Origin of the sequence: Paraburkholderia yinzeri (assembly GCF_046581065.1) — a bacterium.
Taxonomy (GTDB): domain Bacteria; phylum Pseudomonadota; class Gammaproteobacteria; order Burkholderiales; family Burkholderiaceae; genus Paraburkholderia.
This window is the reverse complement of the sequence record NZ_JBFOCJ010000003.1, coordinates 934,642-951,474: the sequence shown is the minus strand read 5'-3', so window position 1 is coordinate 951,474 and position 16,833 is coordinate 934,642. Positions and strand designations below refer to the sequence as shown.

At 64.3% G+C, this 16,833-nt stretch carries 10 protein-coding genes and 2 pseudogenes; 6 read left to right on the top strand and 6 right to left on the bottom strand.

Annotated elements, in window-relative coordinates; genetic code table 11:
• Positions 1–136: 136 nt before the first annotated feature.
• Both WJ542_RS31065 and WJ542_RS31060 read right to left on the bottom strand, forming a co-directional pair.
• Complete coding sequence (locus tag WJ542_RS31065) at positions 137–1,561, bottom strand: YadA family autotransporter adhesin (protein WP_411193364.1); 1,425 nt, start codon at positions 1,559–1,561, stop codon at positions 137–139.
• 419 nt (positions 1,562–1,980) lie between these two features.
• Positions 1,981–2,791, bottom strand: a pseudogene (locus WJ542_RS31060) (IS5 family transposase).
• 405 nt (positions 2,792–3,196) lie between these two features.
• Here WJ542_RS31060 and WJ542_RS31055 point away from each other — a divergent pair.
• A complete protein-coding gene (locus tag WJ542_RS31055) occupies positions 3,197–3,772 on the top strand; it encodes a hypothetical protein (RefSeq protein ID WP_411193363.1) in 576 nt (191 codons plus the stop codon).
• Positions 3,773–3,808: 36 nt separating this feature from the next.
• Here the strand turns inward: WJ542_RS31055 and WJ542_RS31050 are convergent.
• Together WJ542_RS31050 and WJ542_RS31045 are read right to left on the bottom strand one after the other, a co-directional pair.
• Positions 3,809–5,657 (bottom strand): annotated as a pseudogene (locus WJ542_RS31050) (elongation factor G).
• 133 nt (positions 5,658–5,790) lie between these two features.
• Positions 5,791–6,207 carry a nuclear transport factor 2 family protein gene (locus WJ542_RS31045; protein WP_411193362.1) on the bottom strand — a complete coding sequence of 139 codons (417 nt, stop codon included), beginning with the start codon at positions 6,205–6,207 and terminating at the stop codon, positions 5,791–5,793.
• A 163-nt stretch (positions 6,208–6,370) separates the two neighbouring features.
• On the opposite strand from WJ542_RS31045, the gene WJ542_RS31040 reads away from it, so the two are divergent.
• The 5 genes from WJ542_RS31040 (at position 6,371) to WJ542_RS31020 (ending at position 14,709) form a co-directional block, all read left to right on the top strand.
• Positions 6,371–7,312, top strand: coding sequence for a LysR family transcriptional regulator (locus tag WJ542_RS31040; RefSeq protein WP_411193579.1), 942 nt, complete (start codon positions 6,371–6,373; stop codon positions 7,310–7,312).
• 125 nt (positions 7,313–7,437) lie between these two features.
• Positions 7,438–9,432, top strand: a complete 1,995-nt coding sequence (locus WJ542_RS31035) for an amylo-alpha-1,6-glucosidase (RefSeq protein WP_411193361.1) — start codon at positions 7,438–7,440, stop codon at positions 9,430–9,432.
• Between the two features lie 133 nt (positions 9,433–9,565).
• Positions 9,566–12,292: an MGH1-like glycoside hydrolase domain-containing protein gene (locus WJ542_RS31030; RefSeq protein ID WP_411193360.1), complete on the top strand. Its 2,727-nt coding sequence runs from the start codon at positions 9,566–9,568 to the stop codon at positions 12,290–12,292.
• 247 nt (positions 12,293–12,539) lie between these two features.
• The gene (locus tag WJ542_RS31025; RefSeq protein ID WP_411193359.1) at positions 12,540–13,940 is read left to right on the top strand and encodes a DNA-binding protein; all 1,401 of its coding nucleotides are present in this window, start codon (positions 12,540–12,542) and stop codon (positions 13,938–13,940) included.
• Positions 13,941–14,175: 235 nt separating this feature from the next.
• The gene (locus WJ542_RS31020) at positions 14,176–14,709 is read left to right on the top strand and encodes a TetR-like C-terminal domain-containing protein (protein ID WP_411193358.1); all 534 of its coding nucleotides are present in this window, start codon (positions 14,176–14,178) and stop codon (positions 14,707–14,709) included.
• A gap of 33 nt (positions 14,710–14,742) precedes the next feature.
• Here WJ542_RS31020 and WJ542_RS31015 read toward each other — a convergent pair whose 3' ends face one another.
• Both WJ542_RS31015 and WJ542_RS31010 read right to left on the bottom strand, forming a co-directional pair.
• Positions 14,743–16,260, bottom strand: coding sequence for an AMP-binding protein (locus tag WJ542_RS31015; protein WP_411193357.1), 1,518 nt, complete (start codon positions 16,258–16,260; stop codon positions 14,743–14,745).
• 15 nt (positions 16,261–16,275) lie between these two features.
• Positions 16,276–16,713, bottom strand: a complete 438-nt coding sequence (locus tag WJ542_RS31010; protein WP_411193356.1) for a nuclear transport factor 2 family protein — start codon at positions 16,711–16,713, stop codon at positions 16,276–16,278.
• Positions 16,714–16,833: the final 120 nt, after the last annotated feature.

Sequence of the window (16,833 nt, the reverse complement as noted above, 5' to 3'; positions counted from 1 at the left end):
CTTCGAAGGAGACAAAAATAGACGTCCTGCAACATCGCGCGTGGTCACTCTGCGGCTCAGCCGACGGACGTCAGGGGGAGTTTGGGCGCCCGCCGGGGACACCCTGCGCCGGCCCATTTCACAACCCCGGCCGTGACTACCACTGATACGATGCTCCCCCTCCGACGGTCGTGCCAGCCGAACTGAACCCTGCACCGAGCTTCACCTTGAGATTCTGCGTAATGCGTGCAGATGCCCCAATCGCCGTAGCTTGATAGCCGCGATAGCTCCCCGTGCCAACCCCAACCGCAACGGTCTTTCCCGCATCGACATCCGGAATCATCGTGAGCGCCGTAGCGGCCGCTACGCCGGAATAGGCAGCCCGGGCGACCCCATTTACCTGATTGCCAAGTGCATTGATCTGTTGATCCGTGTACTGGTTAGCCTGACTGATTGCGCCGCTCAACTGATTCAGATTGACGGCGTCGGTGCCTTCCGTGCCGGCGGCAACATTCGTGATCTGACGCTCGCTTCCCGACGAGCCGACAGAAACGGTGTTATCGCGATCCGCGACCGAATTGGCGCCCAGCGCGACCGCGTTCTGCGCGCTGGCCGATGCGCCCGATCCCACGGCGGCTGAACCGGAGCCAGTCGCCTGCGCGTTCGCCCCCACCGCAGTCGCATGTGTTCCGCTTGCAACGGCCGCCTCGGTATTCTTGTCGCCATCGGCGGCAAAGAACGGGCTCGTCTGCCCGGAAACATTGTTCGCAACACTCTCGATGGCGGAGTTCAACTGATTGACGTTCACGGCGTCGGTCCCGTTCACGCCTGCCGCCACGTTCTGGATAACTGTTCCGCCACTACCAGCCAGCGTTACATTGCTATAGTTCACCGAGCCATCGGAATGGGTCCCGTATTTCACGGCTCCGGCGGCGGTCCCCCCCGCGATGCTGTTGCTGAGGTTACTGATTGCCTCGTTCGTTGCATACAGTTGCGAGCCGTTCACCGCGTCCGTGCTCGTTGCCGAGATCGTGCCCGGTGCAAGGTCAAGGATCTTGGTGCCGGTCATGCTCGCGCCGGCTTTAAACGTCGCAAAGCCCGTCGTGGTCGTCGCGCCTTGAAGAAGTATGCCACTTGGCCCATATAGCCAAACCACGCCAGCGGCGTTGTATGCGGTCTGACCGACAGTAACTGCGGCATAATTGCCCGTTGACCCATCCGGTGCAGTGCCGGGTTTGCTGCTGCCGCCGACTTCGTTCAACACGATACCCGCGCCGCCATCGGAGTTGCGGCATCCGCTGTAATCATAACTCGAGCCACTATCCCCGTCCCCGCCGACGGACCACTGACCGGCTGAATGCGAAGTGTCGCTCGCGTAACTCCCCATTTCGTTGGACGGGTTGCAGTTCACGATCGTCCCCGCGAAGGCGCCCGTGGCGGCAAGGCAGAGGACCATGCAGGCTGCGGTGTACACGATGGCCTTCCCGCTGTGCGAGTTCTTCTGGCGCCCCTCCGCCGTCTCCGGCGCTTCTACTCGCGTACGCGTGGCTTCGGTGCAGGCTGATTGATACGTCTTGTTCACATTTAACTCCTTGAATCATGAATAAGAAGGCGCGGTATGGGGCCGTGCAGATAAACAGAGGCTTGCGCAACCGGCATCGCAATCGAATATGGATGGCGTAACAATTGATTAGTTATCCTTTCCATATGAAAAACATGGCTACGTCCCGTAGCACGGCCCATCCGGGATGGCCGGCCTGCAAACACGACCTGCAGCCAGCGGGATTGCCTGCGCCACCACTATCTCAATTTACTGGGTGGCTTGATCCGTCAGAATAGGAGAAGTTCGAAACTGCCGGCCGCCGGGCTGCATCGCACCTTTGTCATGCGCCCCTTTTTTGGAATCAGGCCCAGATGAAAGGTCGCCTGGCCTGCTCAGGGTTGCCTGCCAACGTCGGCCCCATACGCAGGTAGACCTCGGAATCAAGCCGTTAAGAACGGCTAACACAAGTCATCCACGGAGCGGGAGCAGATGACAGCAGCAACGAGGGAGAGCAACGCACCATGAATGTCGAGACGACGTTCGAAACGAATACGTAGACGGCGGAAGTTATGCAACCAGGCATGTGTACGTTCGACGACCCAACGGACTTTCCCAAGGCCGCTATCGTGCGGGTGAGCACGCCGCGCAATGCTGGTGGGGATGTTTCGCGCGTGAAGAAGGTGTCGGTACTTGTCATGATCGTAACCACGGTCAGCGTAGATCCGCCCAGGGCGACTCAGCGGCCGGCCGCGCACGCCGCCAACCGGCACGATGGCCTCGATCAAGGGGATCAGTTGGGTGACGTCATGACGATTGGCGCCAGTCAGGATTGCCGCGATCGGCGTGCCGTTGGCGTCGGTGGCGACGTGGTGCCTGGAACCGGGTCGCGCTCGGTCGGTGGGATTCGGGCCAGTTTTTCGCCCACCCCAACCGCACGAATCGACGATGAATCGACGACGACGCGGGAGAAGTCGATCTTCTCGGCCACTCGTAGTTTCGCCAGCAGCAGTGCGTGCAGTCGATCCCACACGCCGGCTTGCTGCCAATCGCGTAGCCTTCGCCCGCAACTGACGCCGGAGCCGCATCCCATCTCTGCTGGCAGATCTCGCCAGCGGATGCCGGTCTTCAGCACGAACAAGATGCCGGTCGGCGCGGCGCGATCCGGTACTGGCTTGTGCGGCCCGGATACTTGAAGCGGCGTGGTTTCGCCGGTGGTAGCAGTGGCTCGATCAGCGCCCACAGTTCGTCGTCGATGATTGGTTTGCCCATCTCCTCGATCCTGTTGTGACAACGATCGAGGTAACAGTTTGCGTTACGGGTTAACAGCCCCTACGAACTCTTTTTGAAACCGCTTCTAAGGGACGGGTACACGAATAGCCCGTCCGTTACCGGGGCGCCGGCATGCCGGCGCCCCGGCTCGTTTACTGCGCGCTTTCTGCTGCGCACACCTCGCGTGCCTTTATGGCCGGCTTTCTTGCGGGAGCGTTCGGCACAGCCCCGACCCGGCCGCCCGACCCGGCAGGAAAAATGTCGTCCCGACGCCTAAACTGATCTATGAGGCTAACCAGTGCGCCCCGATGACATTCCGCTGTCGCAGCGGGTTCTCATCCGGGGCTGGCCGACACGGATGCCGTGTCGTGCCGGACGGGGCACGGAGCTATCGAGGTGGGCATCATGATCAAGCGTGGATTGTGCCTGCTGCTGTTCGTGCTGGCGGCGCTATGCATCAGCGCCACGGCCACCGCGGGCAGAGGCTGGTTTCGCGGCGGAGGCCACTATGGCGGCTACGGCGGCTATCGCGGCGTGAACCACAGCAGCGGCTGGAATGGCGGCTACCGCGGCGGCGGCTGGTACCACGGCGGCTACTACGGCTGGTATCACGGCGGTTACTACCATGGCTGGTACGGTTGCTGCGGCGGCGTGAACGTCGGCTTCTACTTCGGTCCGGGCTTCATCTACGGCTATCCGTTCTATCCGTACTACGCCCCGGCCTATTACGGCAGCGTCTACTACCCGTACGTGTCCAGCGACCTGTTGCCGCCCACGGAGTACATCGAGCAGGGTCAGCCGGAGGCCGGCGCGGCGTATCCGGACGATCAGGGCGCGGGCTACCCGGGCGCGGACGATCCGGGTCCTCCCGCGCAACTGGCCGTCTGGTACTACTGCCCCATGTCTCAGCGCTACTACCCTTACGTGCAGAGTTGCCCCGGAGGCTGGCAGAAGGTACCGGCGCGGCCGCCAGACAGTTGAGCGACGGCTGATTCCGGCCGCCGCGATACTTGATGCTCACTCGGCGTTGTCGCCCCGACTCTTGTGCTGAGCCGCGAGCCGCTCCTGCTGAACGGTCGGCACCGGATCGTAGTGGCTCAACTGGATGCTGTAGCTGCCATGTCCGCCCGCCATCGCGTTCAGGCGTGACTGGTAGTCATTGAGTTCGGCCAGCGGGACCTTGCCCGCAAGGACCATCGCATTGCCGCCCACCGTGCGTGTTCCGTGCACCTGCCCGCGGCGTGCCGACAGGTCGCCGATGATGTCGCCCAACGTCGCTTCGGGCGTCATGACCTCGATGTCGACAATGGGTTCGAGCACGATTGGCTGGGCTTTCAGCACCGCGTCGATAAACGCCTTGCGCCCCGCCATCACGAACGCCACCTCCTTCGAGTCGACCGGATGGCTCTTGCCGTCGAATACGGTCACGCGCACGTCCTGCATCGGAAAGCCGGCCAACGGTCCGCTGTCGACGACCTGACGGATGCCTTTTTCCACCGCCGGAATGAACTGTGAAGGAATGGCGCCGCCTTTGACGGCATCCACGAACTCGAAGCCCTCGCCACGCGGCAACGGCTCCACGCGCAGCATGACTTCGCCGAACTGGCCCGCGCCGCCCGTCTGCTTCTTGTGCCGGTAGTGCCCCTCCGCCTTGCCGCCTATGGTTTCCCGCCACGCGATGGTGGGCGGCCTCGTGATGACCTCCAGCTTGTACTGGTCGGTCAGCCGCTCCAGCATGAAGCGCAGATGCAGCTCGCCGAGTCCGCGCGAAGCCGATCTCGTCGACTTTCGCGACGGCGCAGATGTCGCCGGGGCCGGCGCGCAGGACGTCCGTGTGCTCCTTGCCCTGCAGCATGAACAGACGCGTCACCTTGAACGGCTGACGCCCTTCGCCGATATAGAGCTCCCGGTCGCGCACGACCGTGCCTTGATGGATGCGAAACACGGCCATCTTGCCGATGTAGGGGTCCATCACGATCTTGAAGACGTGTGCGAGCACGTGCTTGTCCGCAACCGGCTCGGCATGCACGGCCTTCACCTGATGGTCGACTTCGCGATAGAAAAGCGGCGGGTTGCCTTCGGTGACATTGGGCAGGAGTCGCACGAACACGTCGAGCAATTGTGCAATGCCGGCTCCGGTGGCCGCCGAAGTGAAGCAGACCGGCACCAGATGGCCTTCGCGCAACGCGCGCTCGAAGGGTTCGTGCAACTGCTCGGGACGGACGGCTTCGCCTTGTTCCAGATACAGCTCCATCAACGCGGGGTCGAGCTCGATCACCTGGTCGATGAGCGCATTGTGCGCCGCTTCCACGGAATGAAAGTCGGCTTCGCCCGCCGGGTTGAAAAAGCAGTCCACCACTTCGCGACCGCCCTGCGCCGGCAGATTGATGGGCAGGCACGTCTTGCCGAACACCTCCTGGATCTCGGCCAGTATGCCCGGAAGATCGACCTTCTCGCCGTCGATGCCGTTCACGACGATCATCCGGCAAAGCTTGCGTTGCTGCGCGTACGCCATCATGCGGCGGGTCGTCATTTCAATGCCCGTTCGGGCGTTGATCACGATGGCGGCCGTTTCGACCGCGGGCAGCGTGCTGATCGCGAGGCCCGCGAAGTCGGGATAACCCGGCGTGTCGAGCAGATAGACGCGCGTGTCGCGATAGTGCAAATGGGCGACGGCGGAACTGAGCGAGTGGTGATACTTGCGTTCGAGCGGATCGAAATCGCAGAGGGTGCTGCCGCGGCTCACGCTGCCTGGGGCGTGCAGTGCGCCGCCCTGATGCAGCAGCGCTTCGGCAAGGGAGGTTTTTCCGCATCCGGCGTGCCCGACCAGAGCGATCGTGCGGATGGCTTCGGGATGGTAATCCATGGCCGCCATCGTCCAGTAGTGGAGGTTCGGCCATTATTGGCGAAAATTGGACGATCTGCCAGATTCGCCGCCCGAAGGCGGCATCGAAGGGGCGCAAAGCGCGCGTCTTCTGGCGGGCAAAACGGTCAGTCGATCAGGCGGGGGCGTCCGCGGGAACCAGCATGAGCGCTTTCCCTCCCAATTTCGGAGCCAGTTTTTGCTGCACGGCGACAATCGCCGGAAGCGGGCGCCATGCAACCGTCATGCTGTCGACAAGGCCGGCGTCGTTGAGGCGCATGTGATCCATGCCGTTGATGACGTGGTCACCGAACCGGATCGTGAAGATCGCGACAAAGTCGGCCCCATCGCGCAGGACGCGCTTCGGTTCGAAGGCGTCCACGGTGCTGAGAAGCTGGGTGAGGACATGGGCCACGCGTTGCTTGCCCTCGATAGGCGCGGGGGCGATCGGGCTGTGGAGCACGACGTCGTCCGCCATGTGGGCAAGCGTCCCCTCGGCGTGGCGCTTGCCCATGGCTTCGAGGTAAGCATCGAGATGTTCAGTAGTATTCACGAGAATTTTCTCCTGTTTGAAGCGGCTCGCCGGGATCCCATAAAGGCGAACTGCCTTTCGATTCCATCGTAATCGCATTGACTCCGCGTGATTAACGGGGCTACTGTTCTTGTCTGTAATGACAAAAATGTCACTAATCGATTTTGGAGCCAACGTGGAGAATTTGAGTGCGCTGGGCGGCCTGGATGTCTTTGTACGGACGGCGCAAACGCGGAGTTTTGCCGCTGCGGGGAGAGGTCTTGGCATCTCCGCTTCAGCCGTCAGTAAAAGCATTTCGCGACTTGAAGAGCGCGTTGGCGTGCGGCTCTTTCAGCGCAGCACGAGGAGCGTCCGTCTTACGTCCGAAGGCGAAATGTTCCTGGAGAGATGCAAACGCATTCTCGGCGAAGTGCAGGCAGCGGAGGACGAACTGAGCGTGATGGCACAACACCCGCGCGGGAGGCTGCGGGTTGGGCTGTCGCTTTCCGCGGGGCTGCCGCTGCCCGTGATTTCCGCGTTCATGGAAAGCCATCCGGAAATCGAGCTCGATCTTGATGTCACGGATCGACTGGTCGATGTGATCGATGAAGGATTCGACGTAGTGATTCGAGGGAGCGCGCTGCGGGACTCGCGTCTGGTGTCGCGTCCCCTTGGACCCTGGCGCGCCTGCGTGGTGGCTGCGCCGGCCTATCTGCGAAGAAAGGGAACGCCAGCGAAGCCGGATGACCTTTTGGATCATGCGTGCCTGCACTATCGCTGGGCCACGACAGGGGCGCTGTATCAATGGCCCCTGCGGCAATCGGCATTCACTGCAGCAGGTTCGTCGCTACCCTTGACGATGGTATGCAGCAGCCTGGACGTTTTGCTCTACCTGGCTTTGGCGGGGCGGGGGATCACATGCGCGCCGGACTTCGCCGTCAAGAACGCGGTTGCGGAGGGACGCTTGAAGACCGTGCTGGACACCTACGTGGCAGATTCCAACACGTTCCACATCGTGTGGCCCAGCAACCGGAAAATGACGCCCAAAGTGCGCGTATTCGTGGACTTTGTCAGGGCCCACTTCAGCCAGCACCTCGTCATCGGGCCCGACGACCGGAAGCGGCAAAGGGGGCGGCGCTCAACCTGAGTTCATGACCGGACAGGCCACCATCTACTGCACCTGGCGAACGGCGCGGCACCTCGCGAGCACGCAACGGCGACGCTTCCATTACACTCGGCGCCATACGCTATCCGCGAGGGCGAGGTACCCCGATGACGCACCTTGATAGTCCCATCGATGCGGCCCGCCTGGACGACGAATGGCTCGAAGCGGACGGTGAGGGCGGATTCGCTTCGGGCACGGTCGGGACGGCGCGTACGCGCCGCTATCACGCGCTGCTGCTCGCCGCGACGCAGCCGCCCACCGGCCGCGTGGTCCTCGTCAACGGCATCGAAGCGTGGCTCGAATGCGGCGATCGCAAGATCGCGCTGACGATGCAGCGCTACGCGCCCGATCTGCTCTATCCCGATACCTCGGGCAGCATCGCGAGCTTCGACACGGCGCCCTGGCCGACGTGGCGCTACCGGCTCGAAGGCGGCGCCGTGCTCGTTGCCGAATGGTTTGTTGCGAAGGCGAGCCGGGAGACCATGCTGCGCTGGCGGCTCGAAACCCCTGCCGAAGGAGCCGCCCATACCACCATGCTAGGCGACGTAACGCCCACGCCCACGCTGAAAGTCCGCCCGCTGATGTCGGGCCGCGACTACCATGCGCTGCACCATGAGAACCCCGCGTTCGCGTTCGATGCGCAGATCGACGGCGAGCGGGTGCGCTGGCAGCCGTACGGCGATCTGCCCGCGATCGTGGCCCGCTCGAACGGCAGCTATACGCATGCGCCGGACTGGTACCGCAATTTCTGCTATCTGCGTGAACGAGAGCGCGGTCTCGACTGCATCGAGGATCTTGCAACGCCCGGGGTGTTTTCGTTCGACCTCGGCAAAGGCGACGCCGTGCTCCTGTTCCGCGCGGAACTACGCTCTGGCGCGGCCAATACGCCGCAAGAGACTGGCGACGGCGCGGCGAGCCATGCGGCGCGGCTCGTCGGCTTCGAGGCCGCGCGCATGGCCCCCCTCGGCTCGCGCCTGCAGCGCTCCGCCGACGCCTACCTGGTCGCGCGCGGCACGGGCCGCACGATCGTCGCGGGCTACCCCTGGTTCACCGACTGGGGCCGCGACACGTTCATCGCCATGCGCGGGTTGCTGCTCGCGAGCGGTCGCCATGAGGACGCGGGCGCGATCCTGCTCGAATGGGCGGCGACGGTCTCCGAGGGCATGCTGCCGAATCGCTTTCCCGATACCGGCGGTGCGCCCGAATACAACTCGGTCGACGCCTCGCTGTGGTTCGTCGTTGCGGTGCACGAGTATTGCTCGGCCGCGAACGTGCCGTCCGCCGCGCGGCGCGTGCTGCAAGACGCGGTCGACGCCATCCTCCAGGGCTATGCGCGCGGCACGCGCTACGGGATCGCCGCCGATCCGCGCGACGGGCTGCTGCGAGCCGGTGTGCCGGGCGTGCAGCTCACGTGGATGGATGCGAAAGCGGGCGACTGGGTGGTCACGCCGCGCATCGGCAAGCCGGTTGAAATCGAGGCGTTGTGGATCAACGCGCTCCGCACGGCAGGCGCCTGGGATACGCGCTGGCGCGAACTCGAAGCGCGCGCGAGCGCCGCGTTCGTGGAACGCTTCGTCGACCGGTCGACGGGCGCGCTATTCGACGTGATCGACGTCGATCACGTCGACGGCAACGTCGACCGCTCGATTCGGCCGAATCAGATCTTCGCGGCGGGCGGTCTGCCGTTCGCGCTGCTCGAAGGCGACGCGGCGCGCGCGGTCGTCGCCCAGGTCGAAGCGCATTTGCTCACACCCATGGGGCTGCGTACGCTGGCACCTTCGGATCGCGCGTATCGCGGGTATTACCGTGGCGGTGTGCTGGAGCGCGATGGCGCGTATCACCAGGGCACCGTCTGGCCCTGGCTGCTGGGGCCCTTCGTGGAGGCGTGGCTGCGCGTCAATGGCGATACCGCGGCGCAGCGCGCGCTCGCGCACGAGCGTTTTGTCGCGCCGCTCCTCGCGCATCTCGATCGCGCCGGGCTCGATCATGTCTCTGAAGTCGCCGACGGGGACGCGCCGCACAGGCCGGGCGGCGCGCCGTTCCAGGCGTGGTCGCTCGGCGAACTGCTACGTGTGCTCAAACGGCTCGGCGAGCCGGGGTAGCCGGCATCGGTCTGCCGTGCCGCCTGCCGGCAGGCAAACCGCGCTAGCATGTGACTCTCGACGCACCCGCGCGCCAACCGGCGCCCGAAGCCCGACCTCCGCGGCCGCATCCCGGCGGCCGCAAGAGCAGGAGATGCCCATGCTGCAGCGTGCTGACGGCCTCAGCCAGACGGTTGAAGGCCAACGCCTGTACTCGAACGACTATGCCCGCTGGCAACGCTGGGGGCCGTACCTGAGCGAGCGCCAGTGGGGCACGGTGCGCGAAGACTATAGCGAGCACGGCACCGCATGGGACTATTTCCCGCACGACCACGCGCGCATGCGCGCCTATCGCTGGGGCGAGGACGGCCTGGCGGGCTTTGCCGATGAGCGGCTCGGCTGGTGCTTCTCGGTCGCGCTGTGGAACGGCCTCGACCCGATCCTGAAGGAGCGTCTGTTCGGACTCACGAACGAAGAGGGCAATCACGGCGAGGACGTGAAGGAGCTGTATTTCTACCTCGACAGCACGCCGACGCATTCGTATATGCGCATGCTCTACAAGTACCCGCAGGCCGCGTTTCCGTACCAGGATCTGATCGAGGAGAACGCGCGGCGCGGCGAGCACATGCCCGAATACGAGATTCTCGACACCGGCGTATTCGACGACGAGCGCTATTTCGACGTCCAGATCGAGTACGCGAAGCACACGCCGGACGACATCGTCATGCGGATCACGGTCGAGAACCGGGCGGGGCAGCATGCCTCGCTCGACGTGCTGCCGCAGATCTGGGCACGCAACACGTGGTCGTGGAAGGCGGCAGGCAAGCCGTCGCTCACGCTCGTTTCGTCGTCCGACGGAGAGCACGTCGTGGCGCGGAGCGATACGCATGAGCCGCTCGTCGTGACGGCAGCCTCGCAGGACGGCGCGAGGGTCGAGTGGCTGTTTTGCGAAAACGACACCAACGTGAAGCGGCTCTTCGGCATGGACAGCGCAGGCCCGTTCAAGGACGGCATCAACGACTATGTCGTGCATGGCCGTGGAGACGCGATCCGGCGCGACGCCGGCACGAAGGCGGTCGCGCGGGTCCATTTCGAACTCGCGGCGCACGGCCGCGCCGTCGTCACGTTCCGCTGGCGCCCGCTGTCCGTGCCCAGGGAGGAAGTGTCGCTCGATATCGACGCCCTTTTTGCGCACCGTATTGCCGAAGCGGACGCGTTCTACAACGCGCTGCAGCATGACATCGAGAGTGCCGACGCGCGGCTCGTGCAGCGTCAGGCGCTCGCGGGTCTGCTGTGGTCGAAGCAGTACTACCAGTACGACGTGAACCGCTGGATGGAAGGCGACCCGCTGCAGCCGCCCCCACCCGCGGGCCGCCGGCGCGGGCGCAACGCGGACTGGCGGCATCTGTGCAACGCGGACATCCTCTCGATGCCGGACAAGTGGGAGTACCCGTGGTACGCATCGTGGGATCTCGCGTTCCAGGCGGTCGCGTTCTCCCTGGTCGATCCGATGTTCGCGAAGAAGCAAATGCTGCTGCTCGTGAAGGATCGCTACCAGCATCCCAACGGCCAGCTTCCTGCGTACGAGTGGGCATTCGGCGACGCGAATCCGCCGGTGCACGCGTGGGCGGCGTGGCGCGTCTATGAAATCGATCGCTCGATCACCGGTCACGCCGACCGCGATTTTCTAGAGCGGATCTTCCACAAGCTGCTGCTGAATTTTTCCTGGTGGGTGAACCGCAAGGATGCGGACGGCCACAACATCTTCCAGGGCGGCTTCCTGGGACTCGACAACGTCGGCATCTTCGACCGTTCGTCGCCGCTGCCGACGGGCGGCCGTCTCGATCAGGCGGACGGCACCGCATGGATGGCCGCGTATGCGCTGGACCTCATGCGGATGGCGCTCGAACTCGCGTTCGCGAATCACGTGTTCGTCGATATCGGCGTGAAGTTCTTCGAGCATTTCCTGTATATCGCGAGTGCCGTTAGCAGCGACGACGGCTGCGAGACGGGTCTCTGGGACAGCGTCGACGAGTTCTTCTACGACAAGCTGCAACTGCCCGACGGCACCACCATGCCGCTGCGGATGCGCTCGATCGTCGGACTGATCCCTCTTTTCGCCGTGCGCGTGCTGGAAGAGCACGTCCATGGCAACCTGCCGGGCCTGCGCGACCGGCTCGTCTGGTTTCTCCAGCACCGGCCCGACCTTGCGCAGCTCGTGTCGCGCTGGAACGAGCCGGGCAAGGGCAATGCGCTGCTGCTTTCGCTCTTGCGCGGGCACCGCATGAAGGCGCTCCTGCGTCGCGTGCTCGACGAAAGCGAGTTCCTTTCGGAGCATGGCGTGCGCGCGCTGTCGCGCGCCCACCTCGACGAGCCTTTCGTCTACCGCTACAACGGCTGCAATTTCAGCGTCCAATACCTGCCCGCCGAGTCGGACTCGCGTGTGTTCGGCGGCAATTCGAACTGGCGCGGCCCGGTGTGGATGCCGGTCAACTATTTGCTGATCGAGTCGCTGTACGAATTTCACCGCTATTACGGCGACGACTTTCGGGTGGAGTATCCGACCGGCTCGGGCAAGAAGCTGTCGCTCGCGCAGATCGCCGACGAACTGGCGCGCCGCGTCACGACGCTCTTTTTGCTCGACGGCAACAACGAGCGCCCGGTGATGGGCGCCTACCCGCTGCTTCAGGCGGATCCGCATTGCCGCGACCTCGTGCTGTTTCACGAGTACTTCCACGGCGACAACGGGCGCGGCGTCGGCGCATCGCATCAGACCGGGTGGAGTGCGCTCGTCGCGCTGATGCTGCAGCCGCGCATGATGAGTCCGTCGGGCAGCGTGCCGGCCGCGGGCGAGTTCAAGGAAGCCGAAGCGGTCAAATGATGGCGCACGCGGATCGTTCGGCTCCGCCAGGCCGGATGTGATCTGGACCTCATAATGAGCAGGGCAACTCCGGGGCTCCAAGGCACCGCAATCTCATGAATACCCGCGCGTAAGCCCGGCTTTTCGAGCGATTAACCGCACGCGCGCTACCCGACAATCTGTACTTACACGAGGGGGCCGTATTGCGCCCCTACCCGCCGAACGACGAAATGGCATTCGTCACCGCTCGCGTTATGTCGAGGCAGATATGTCAAGCAGCATTACGATCACGGACGAACAGATTGCTGAAATCGCAAACCGGATGGCTAATGAAGGCCAGACGGTGTCTCCCTTGGCCATCTGGTCCGAAGTCCATACGGGTTCGGTGGTCTCGGTGGCGGCGGCGTTGCGCAAGTGGCGCGAAACGCGCGCGCCGCGGGTGCCGCAGGTGGTGGAGCGTCCTGCTTTGCCCGAGACCGTGACGGACACGATGCGCGACGCGCTCGACCGGTTGTGGACGTCGGCGCAGGACGAGGCCGAGCGGGCGGTGGCGCGGCGCCTTGCGGCGATGCGCCAGCGCGTCGAGGACGCCTGCACCGAGCGCGACGACGCGCTCGCGGAACTGCAGAACACCGTCCAGGAACTCGATGCGCTGCAAAGCCAGTTGAATCAGATGACGGATGCCTACGAGGCGAAAGTCGATACAGTAGCGGGCCTGGAAGAAGACATCGCGCTCGCGGTGCAACGGACCGACGCCGCGGAGAAGCGCGCCCAGGAGCTTGCGGAGCACGTTGCGACCCTTCAGGCGGAACTGGACCGCGCGATGTCGGATCTGGCTGCGGAGCGCGAAGCGCGCTCGCGCCAGGAGGCGGAATTCGCCGAGGCGAGCTTGCGGGAAGAGCCGATTGGCGCAGGCACGGACAGCGATTCCGAGCGCGCAGCGGCACTGGAAGCTACGCATTCCGAAGCAGTCGCGCGTCTTGAAAGCGAACTGGAAGCGATTCGTACGGCGCTGCAGGCCGAGCAGGAAGCGCACGCCGCCCGGCGTGAGGAAGTTGCCGGCGCGCAGGCCGAACGCGATGCCGCCGCCCATGAACTGCACACGGCCCAGGCACAGCTCGCCAGCCTGACCGATGAACGCAACGCGGATGCCTCCGAAATCGCCCGGCTCTCGACCAGCTTGTCCGAGGCCGAAGCGCGCGCCAACGCGGCACAGCAGCATGCGGCGGAACTTGCCGAAGGCGCGCTGGCGAGCGAAAAGGTCGAGGGCGCGGATTCGACGTCGCCGGCGGATGCCGATCCGCAGGAAATCGAAGCGCTGAAGGCGCAGATCTCGCGCGAAGCGGAGAGTCACGCCGCTGCGATTGCCGAAGCTCGCGAGAACATGAAGAAGTGGTCCGAGTACGCGAACGGACTGAAACAGCAGTTGGCCCAGGCCAACGAAAAGATGATTGTCGTTCACGCCCGCGGCGCCGGCGAAGCCTCGCTGAGCCGTCGGCTTGCCGCCGAGCTGAATTCCATCAATCCGGAGCACGAACTGCTGCGCAAGGATGTCCAGCAACGGCTGATCGTCGAAGCGATCAGCGCCCAACTCGAGCAGCAGGGCTACCACTACGACACCAGGACGGGCGTGGTGTCGAAGCTGAACACCGAGAACGCACCGGCTTGACGGTAAGGGGTAAGGCGAACTGGCGGCAATCCGTCCAGACCGCCCTGCTACACTACCGCGCATGACCCGATCTTTATCCGAACACGGCCGGCCTTCCCCGAAGCGCAAAGTCTCAGCGCGTACGGCGGGCGGGACCATCAAGCCGGAGGGGCAGTGGCATCACGGCGATCTGCGTGCTTCGCTGATCGCCTGGGGCACTCATCTGCTCGACACCGAAGGGATCGCGGGCATGAGCATGCGTACGGCCGCCAGGCTCGCCGGAGTCTCGCCGGGGGCACCGGCGTATCACTTCCAGGACCGCAACGGATTGCTCGCGGCCATCGCGGCCCAAGCCTTCCGCGATCTGGTGAGCTTCCGTCACACGCGGCTGGACGAGGTCGACCCGGAAGACGCGGCCGGGCGCCTGCGTTCGGTCATGCTGGCCTATGTCGAATTCGCTCAGGCGCATCCGGCACGCTTTCACCTGATGTTCGGGCCGGAGATCCAGAATCGCGAACAGTATCCGGAACTGCTGGAAGCGGGTTCGGCCTCCTTTCACCTGCTGCGGCGCGCGATTGCCCCCTGCCTGGAGGGTGCGGACGCCAGTGCGCTGAGTGAAGAGGAACTCGCGTTTGCCGTCTGGGCGGCAACGCACGGGCTTGCCGTGCTGACCCTCGATGGCCGCAAGATTTCCATCTCGTCGACTCAAAACCCCACCGCAGAAAAACTGGCCGACATCGTCGTCCAGTTTTGCCTCTCCGCATTGAAGGCGGCGACGGAGAAGCGCTGAGCGCGGTGCACCGCCTGTGTCGGTGTGCTTGTGTCAGATCACGCGTGCCTGACCCTGCCAATGCGGTTCGCGCAAACGCCGTTTGAAGATCTTGCCACTATCTTCGCGCGGCAGCGCCGCATGAATCTCGACTACGCGAGGCACCTTGTAGTTGGCGATGCGTTCGCGCAGGAAGTCCTGCACGGCATGGGCTTCGATGAGGCTGCCGGCGCGCGGCTGGACCGCCGCAGCCAGCGCTTCGCCGAACTCCGGGTCGGGAATGCCGAAGACCGCGCAATCCTCGATACCGGGCATAGTGAGGAGTACGGATTCGATTTCCGCCGGATAGATGTTTACCCCGCCGGAGATCACCATGTCCGCTTTCCGGTCGCAGATATAGAGGAAGCCGTCCTCGTCCAGGTAGCCCATGTCGCCCAGCGTGACGAGACCGTCGCGCTCTGCCGCCGCGCGCGCGTCGGGCCGGTTGATGTAGGTGAAGTCGGGCACGGCGTGCTGACGCACGTAGATCAGGCCGATCTCCCGCACGGGCAGTGCGTTGCCGTTTTCGTCGAGGATACGGACTTCGGCATCGGGCAACGGGCGCCCGGCCGAACCCGCGTGGCTCAGCCAGTCGGCGGAATCGATAAAGGTCGTGTAGCCCGCCTCGCTCGATCCGTAGGCCTCGGTGACGACGGGGCCTAGCCAGTCGATCATGGCCTGCTTCAGCGGGGCGGCGCAGGGCGAACCGGTCGAGGCGACGTGGCGCAAGGCGGACAGATCGCGGCGAGCGCGGACGGCGGGATCCACGGCCAGCAGCCGCTGATACATGGTGGGCACGAGGTAGGCATGCGTGACGCGATGCTGCGCCAGAAGATCGAGCGTTCGATCGGGATCGAAGCGCGGTTCCAGCACCAGCGTGGCGCCGAGCTGACTGAAGTGCAGCAGATAGTTCATCACCGCGCTGTGATAGATCGGCGCCGAAAAATAGGCCGTCACGTCGGTGCCGGTCCCATACACGATATCGACGACGCGCTGCAGGCGCGGCTGCATCGTCACCTGCTCGTCGGGAGACCACGGAATGCGGCGTACGCCCTTGGGCTTGCCGGTGGTGCCCGAGGTATAGGTGATGGCGCCGTGCAGCAGGCCGGCGCGCGGCGGCATGGGCGGCAGGCCGCTGCCGAAGTCCGTCCAGCGGTATGCCTCGCGGTCCGCAGCCGTGGCGGCCGTGGTGTCCGTGTGCGCTACGGCGACAACATGGACCCCTTCGGGAATTCCCTCGCGGATCTGGGCGAGCAGGTCCGCGTCGACGAACAGCGTGTGCGCGGCGCTGTCCGTGAGGATATGTGCGGCTTCCAGCGCCTTGAAATGCCAGTTGATCGATGCCAGGTAGAGGCCGGCCTGGCGGCAGGCCAGCACCAGTGCGACATACTCGGGGCTATTGCGTAGCATGGCGGCAACCGTGTCGCCTTCCTTGCACTGCAATCCGTGCAGCCCGGCGAGAATTCGCTGCATTTCCGCCCGCATCCATGCGGGCGAATAATTCCGTTCTCCGAACCATATTGCGGGAACCATGATGTCTCCCGATACTCACGCGTCCGTGCCGGTCAGCACGGCTTGAGCGGCGGCGAGCCGCGCACCCATTTCGGCGGCGAGCGCTTGCAGGCCGCTCATCGGGCGCACCATCACTTCGAATTCCTCGATCTTGCCGTGCGCGTCGAGACGCAGCATGTCGATGCCTTTCAGGGCCTTGCCGTTCACGGTGGCGCTGAACTCCAGCACGATGCTTTGCCCGTCGTCGCTCGCGAAGGTGCGGTGGTAGCGGAAGTCCTCGAATACGGTGTTGACGGTCTTCAGCACCAGCTTGATCGCCGTCTTGCCGGGATAAGGCGTGTGCGCCACCGGCGAGCGAAAGACAATGTTGTCGGACAGCAGCGGGTCCAGTTCCTCCATCGCATTGCGTTCGAGGAGGTCGTGCCACGTAGCGAGCGTGCGCTGGGCTGCTTCCGGCAGGTTCCTGACTTCCATGCTGTCTCCTTGTCCAGGGGCGGTGCCTGCATGACACCATCCCATTCACGTGAAACTATGCAGTGAATAGTTTTTTGGACTCTAACAGGCGGTGCCCGGTGGTGCAAGGAGGTCTTTTGC

What these genes read in the sequence shown, in the direction of transcription:
- WJ542_RS31055 (WP_411193363.1), top strand. Translation starts at nt 3,197, where the DNA reads ATGATCAAGCGTGGATTGTGCCTGCTGCTGTTCGTGCTGGCGGCGCTA.
- WJ542_RS31035 (WP_411193361.1), top strand. Translation starts at nt 7,438, where the DNA reads ATGACGCACCTTGATAGTCCCATCGATGCGGCCCGCCTGGACGACGAA.
- WJ542_RS31030 (WP_411193360.1), top strand. Translation starts at nt 9,566, where the DNA reads ATGCCCATGCTGCAGCGTGCTGACGGCCTCAGCCAGACGGTTGAAGGC.
- WJ542_RS31025 (WP_411193359.1), top strand. Translation starts at nt 12,540, where the DNA reads ATGTCAAGCAGCATTACGATCACGGACGAACAGATTGCTGAAATCGCA.
- WJ542_RS31020 (WP_411193358.1), top strand. Translation starts at nt 14,176, where the DNA reads ATGCGTACGGCCGCCAGGCTCGCCGGAGTCTCGCCGGGGGCACCGGCG.
- WJ542_RS31015 (WP_411193357.1), bottom strand. Translation starts at nt 16,260, where the DNA reads ATGGTTCCCGCAATATGGTTCGGAGAACGGAATTATTCGCCCGCATGG.
- WJ542_RS31010 (WP_411193356.1), bottom strand. Translation starts at nt 16,713, where the DNA reads ATGGAAGTCAGGAACCTGCCGGAAGCAGCCCAGCGCACGCTCGCTACG.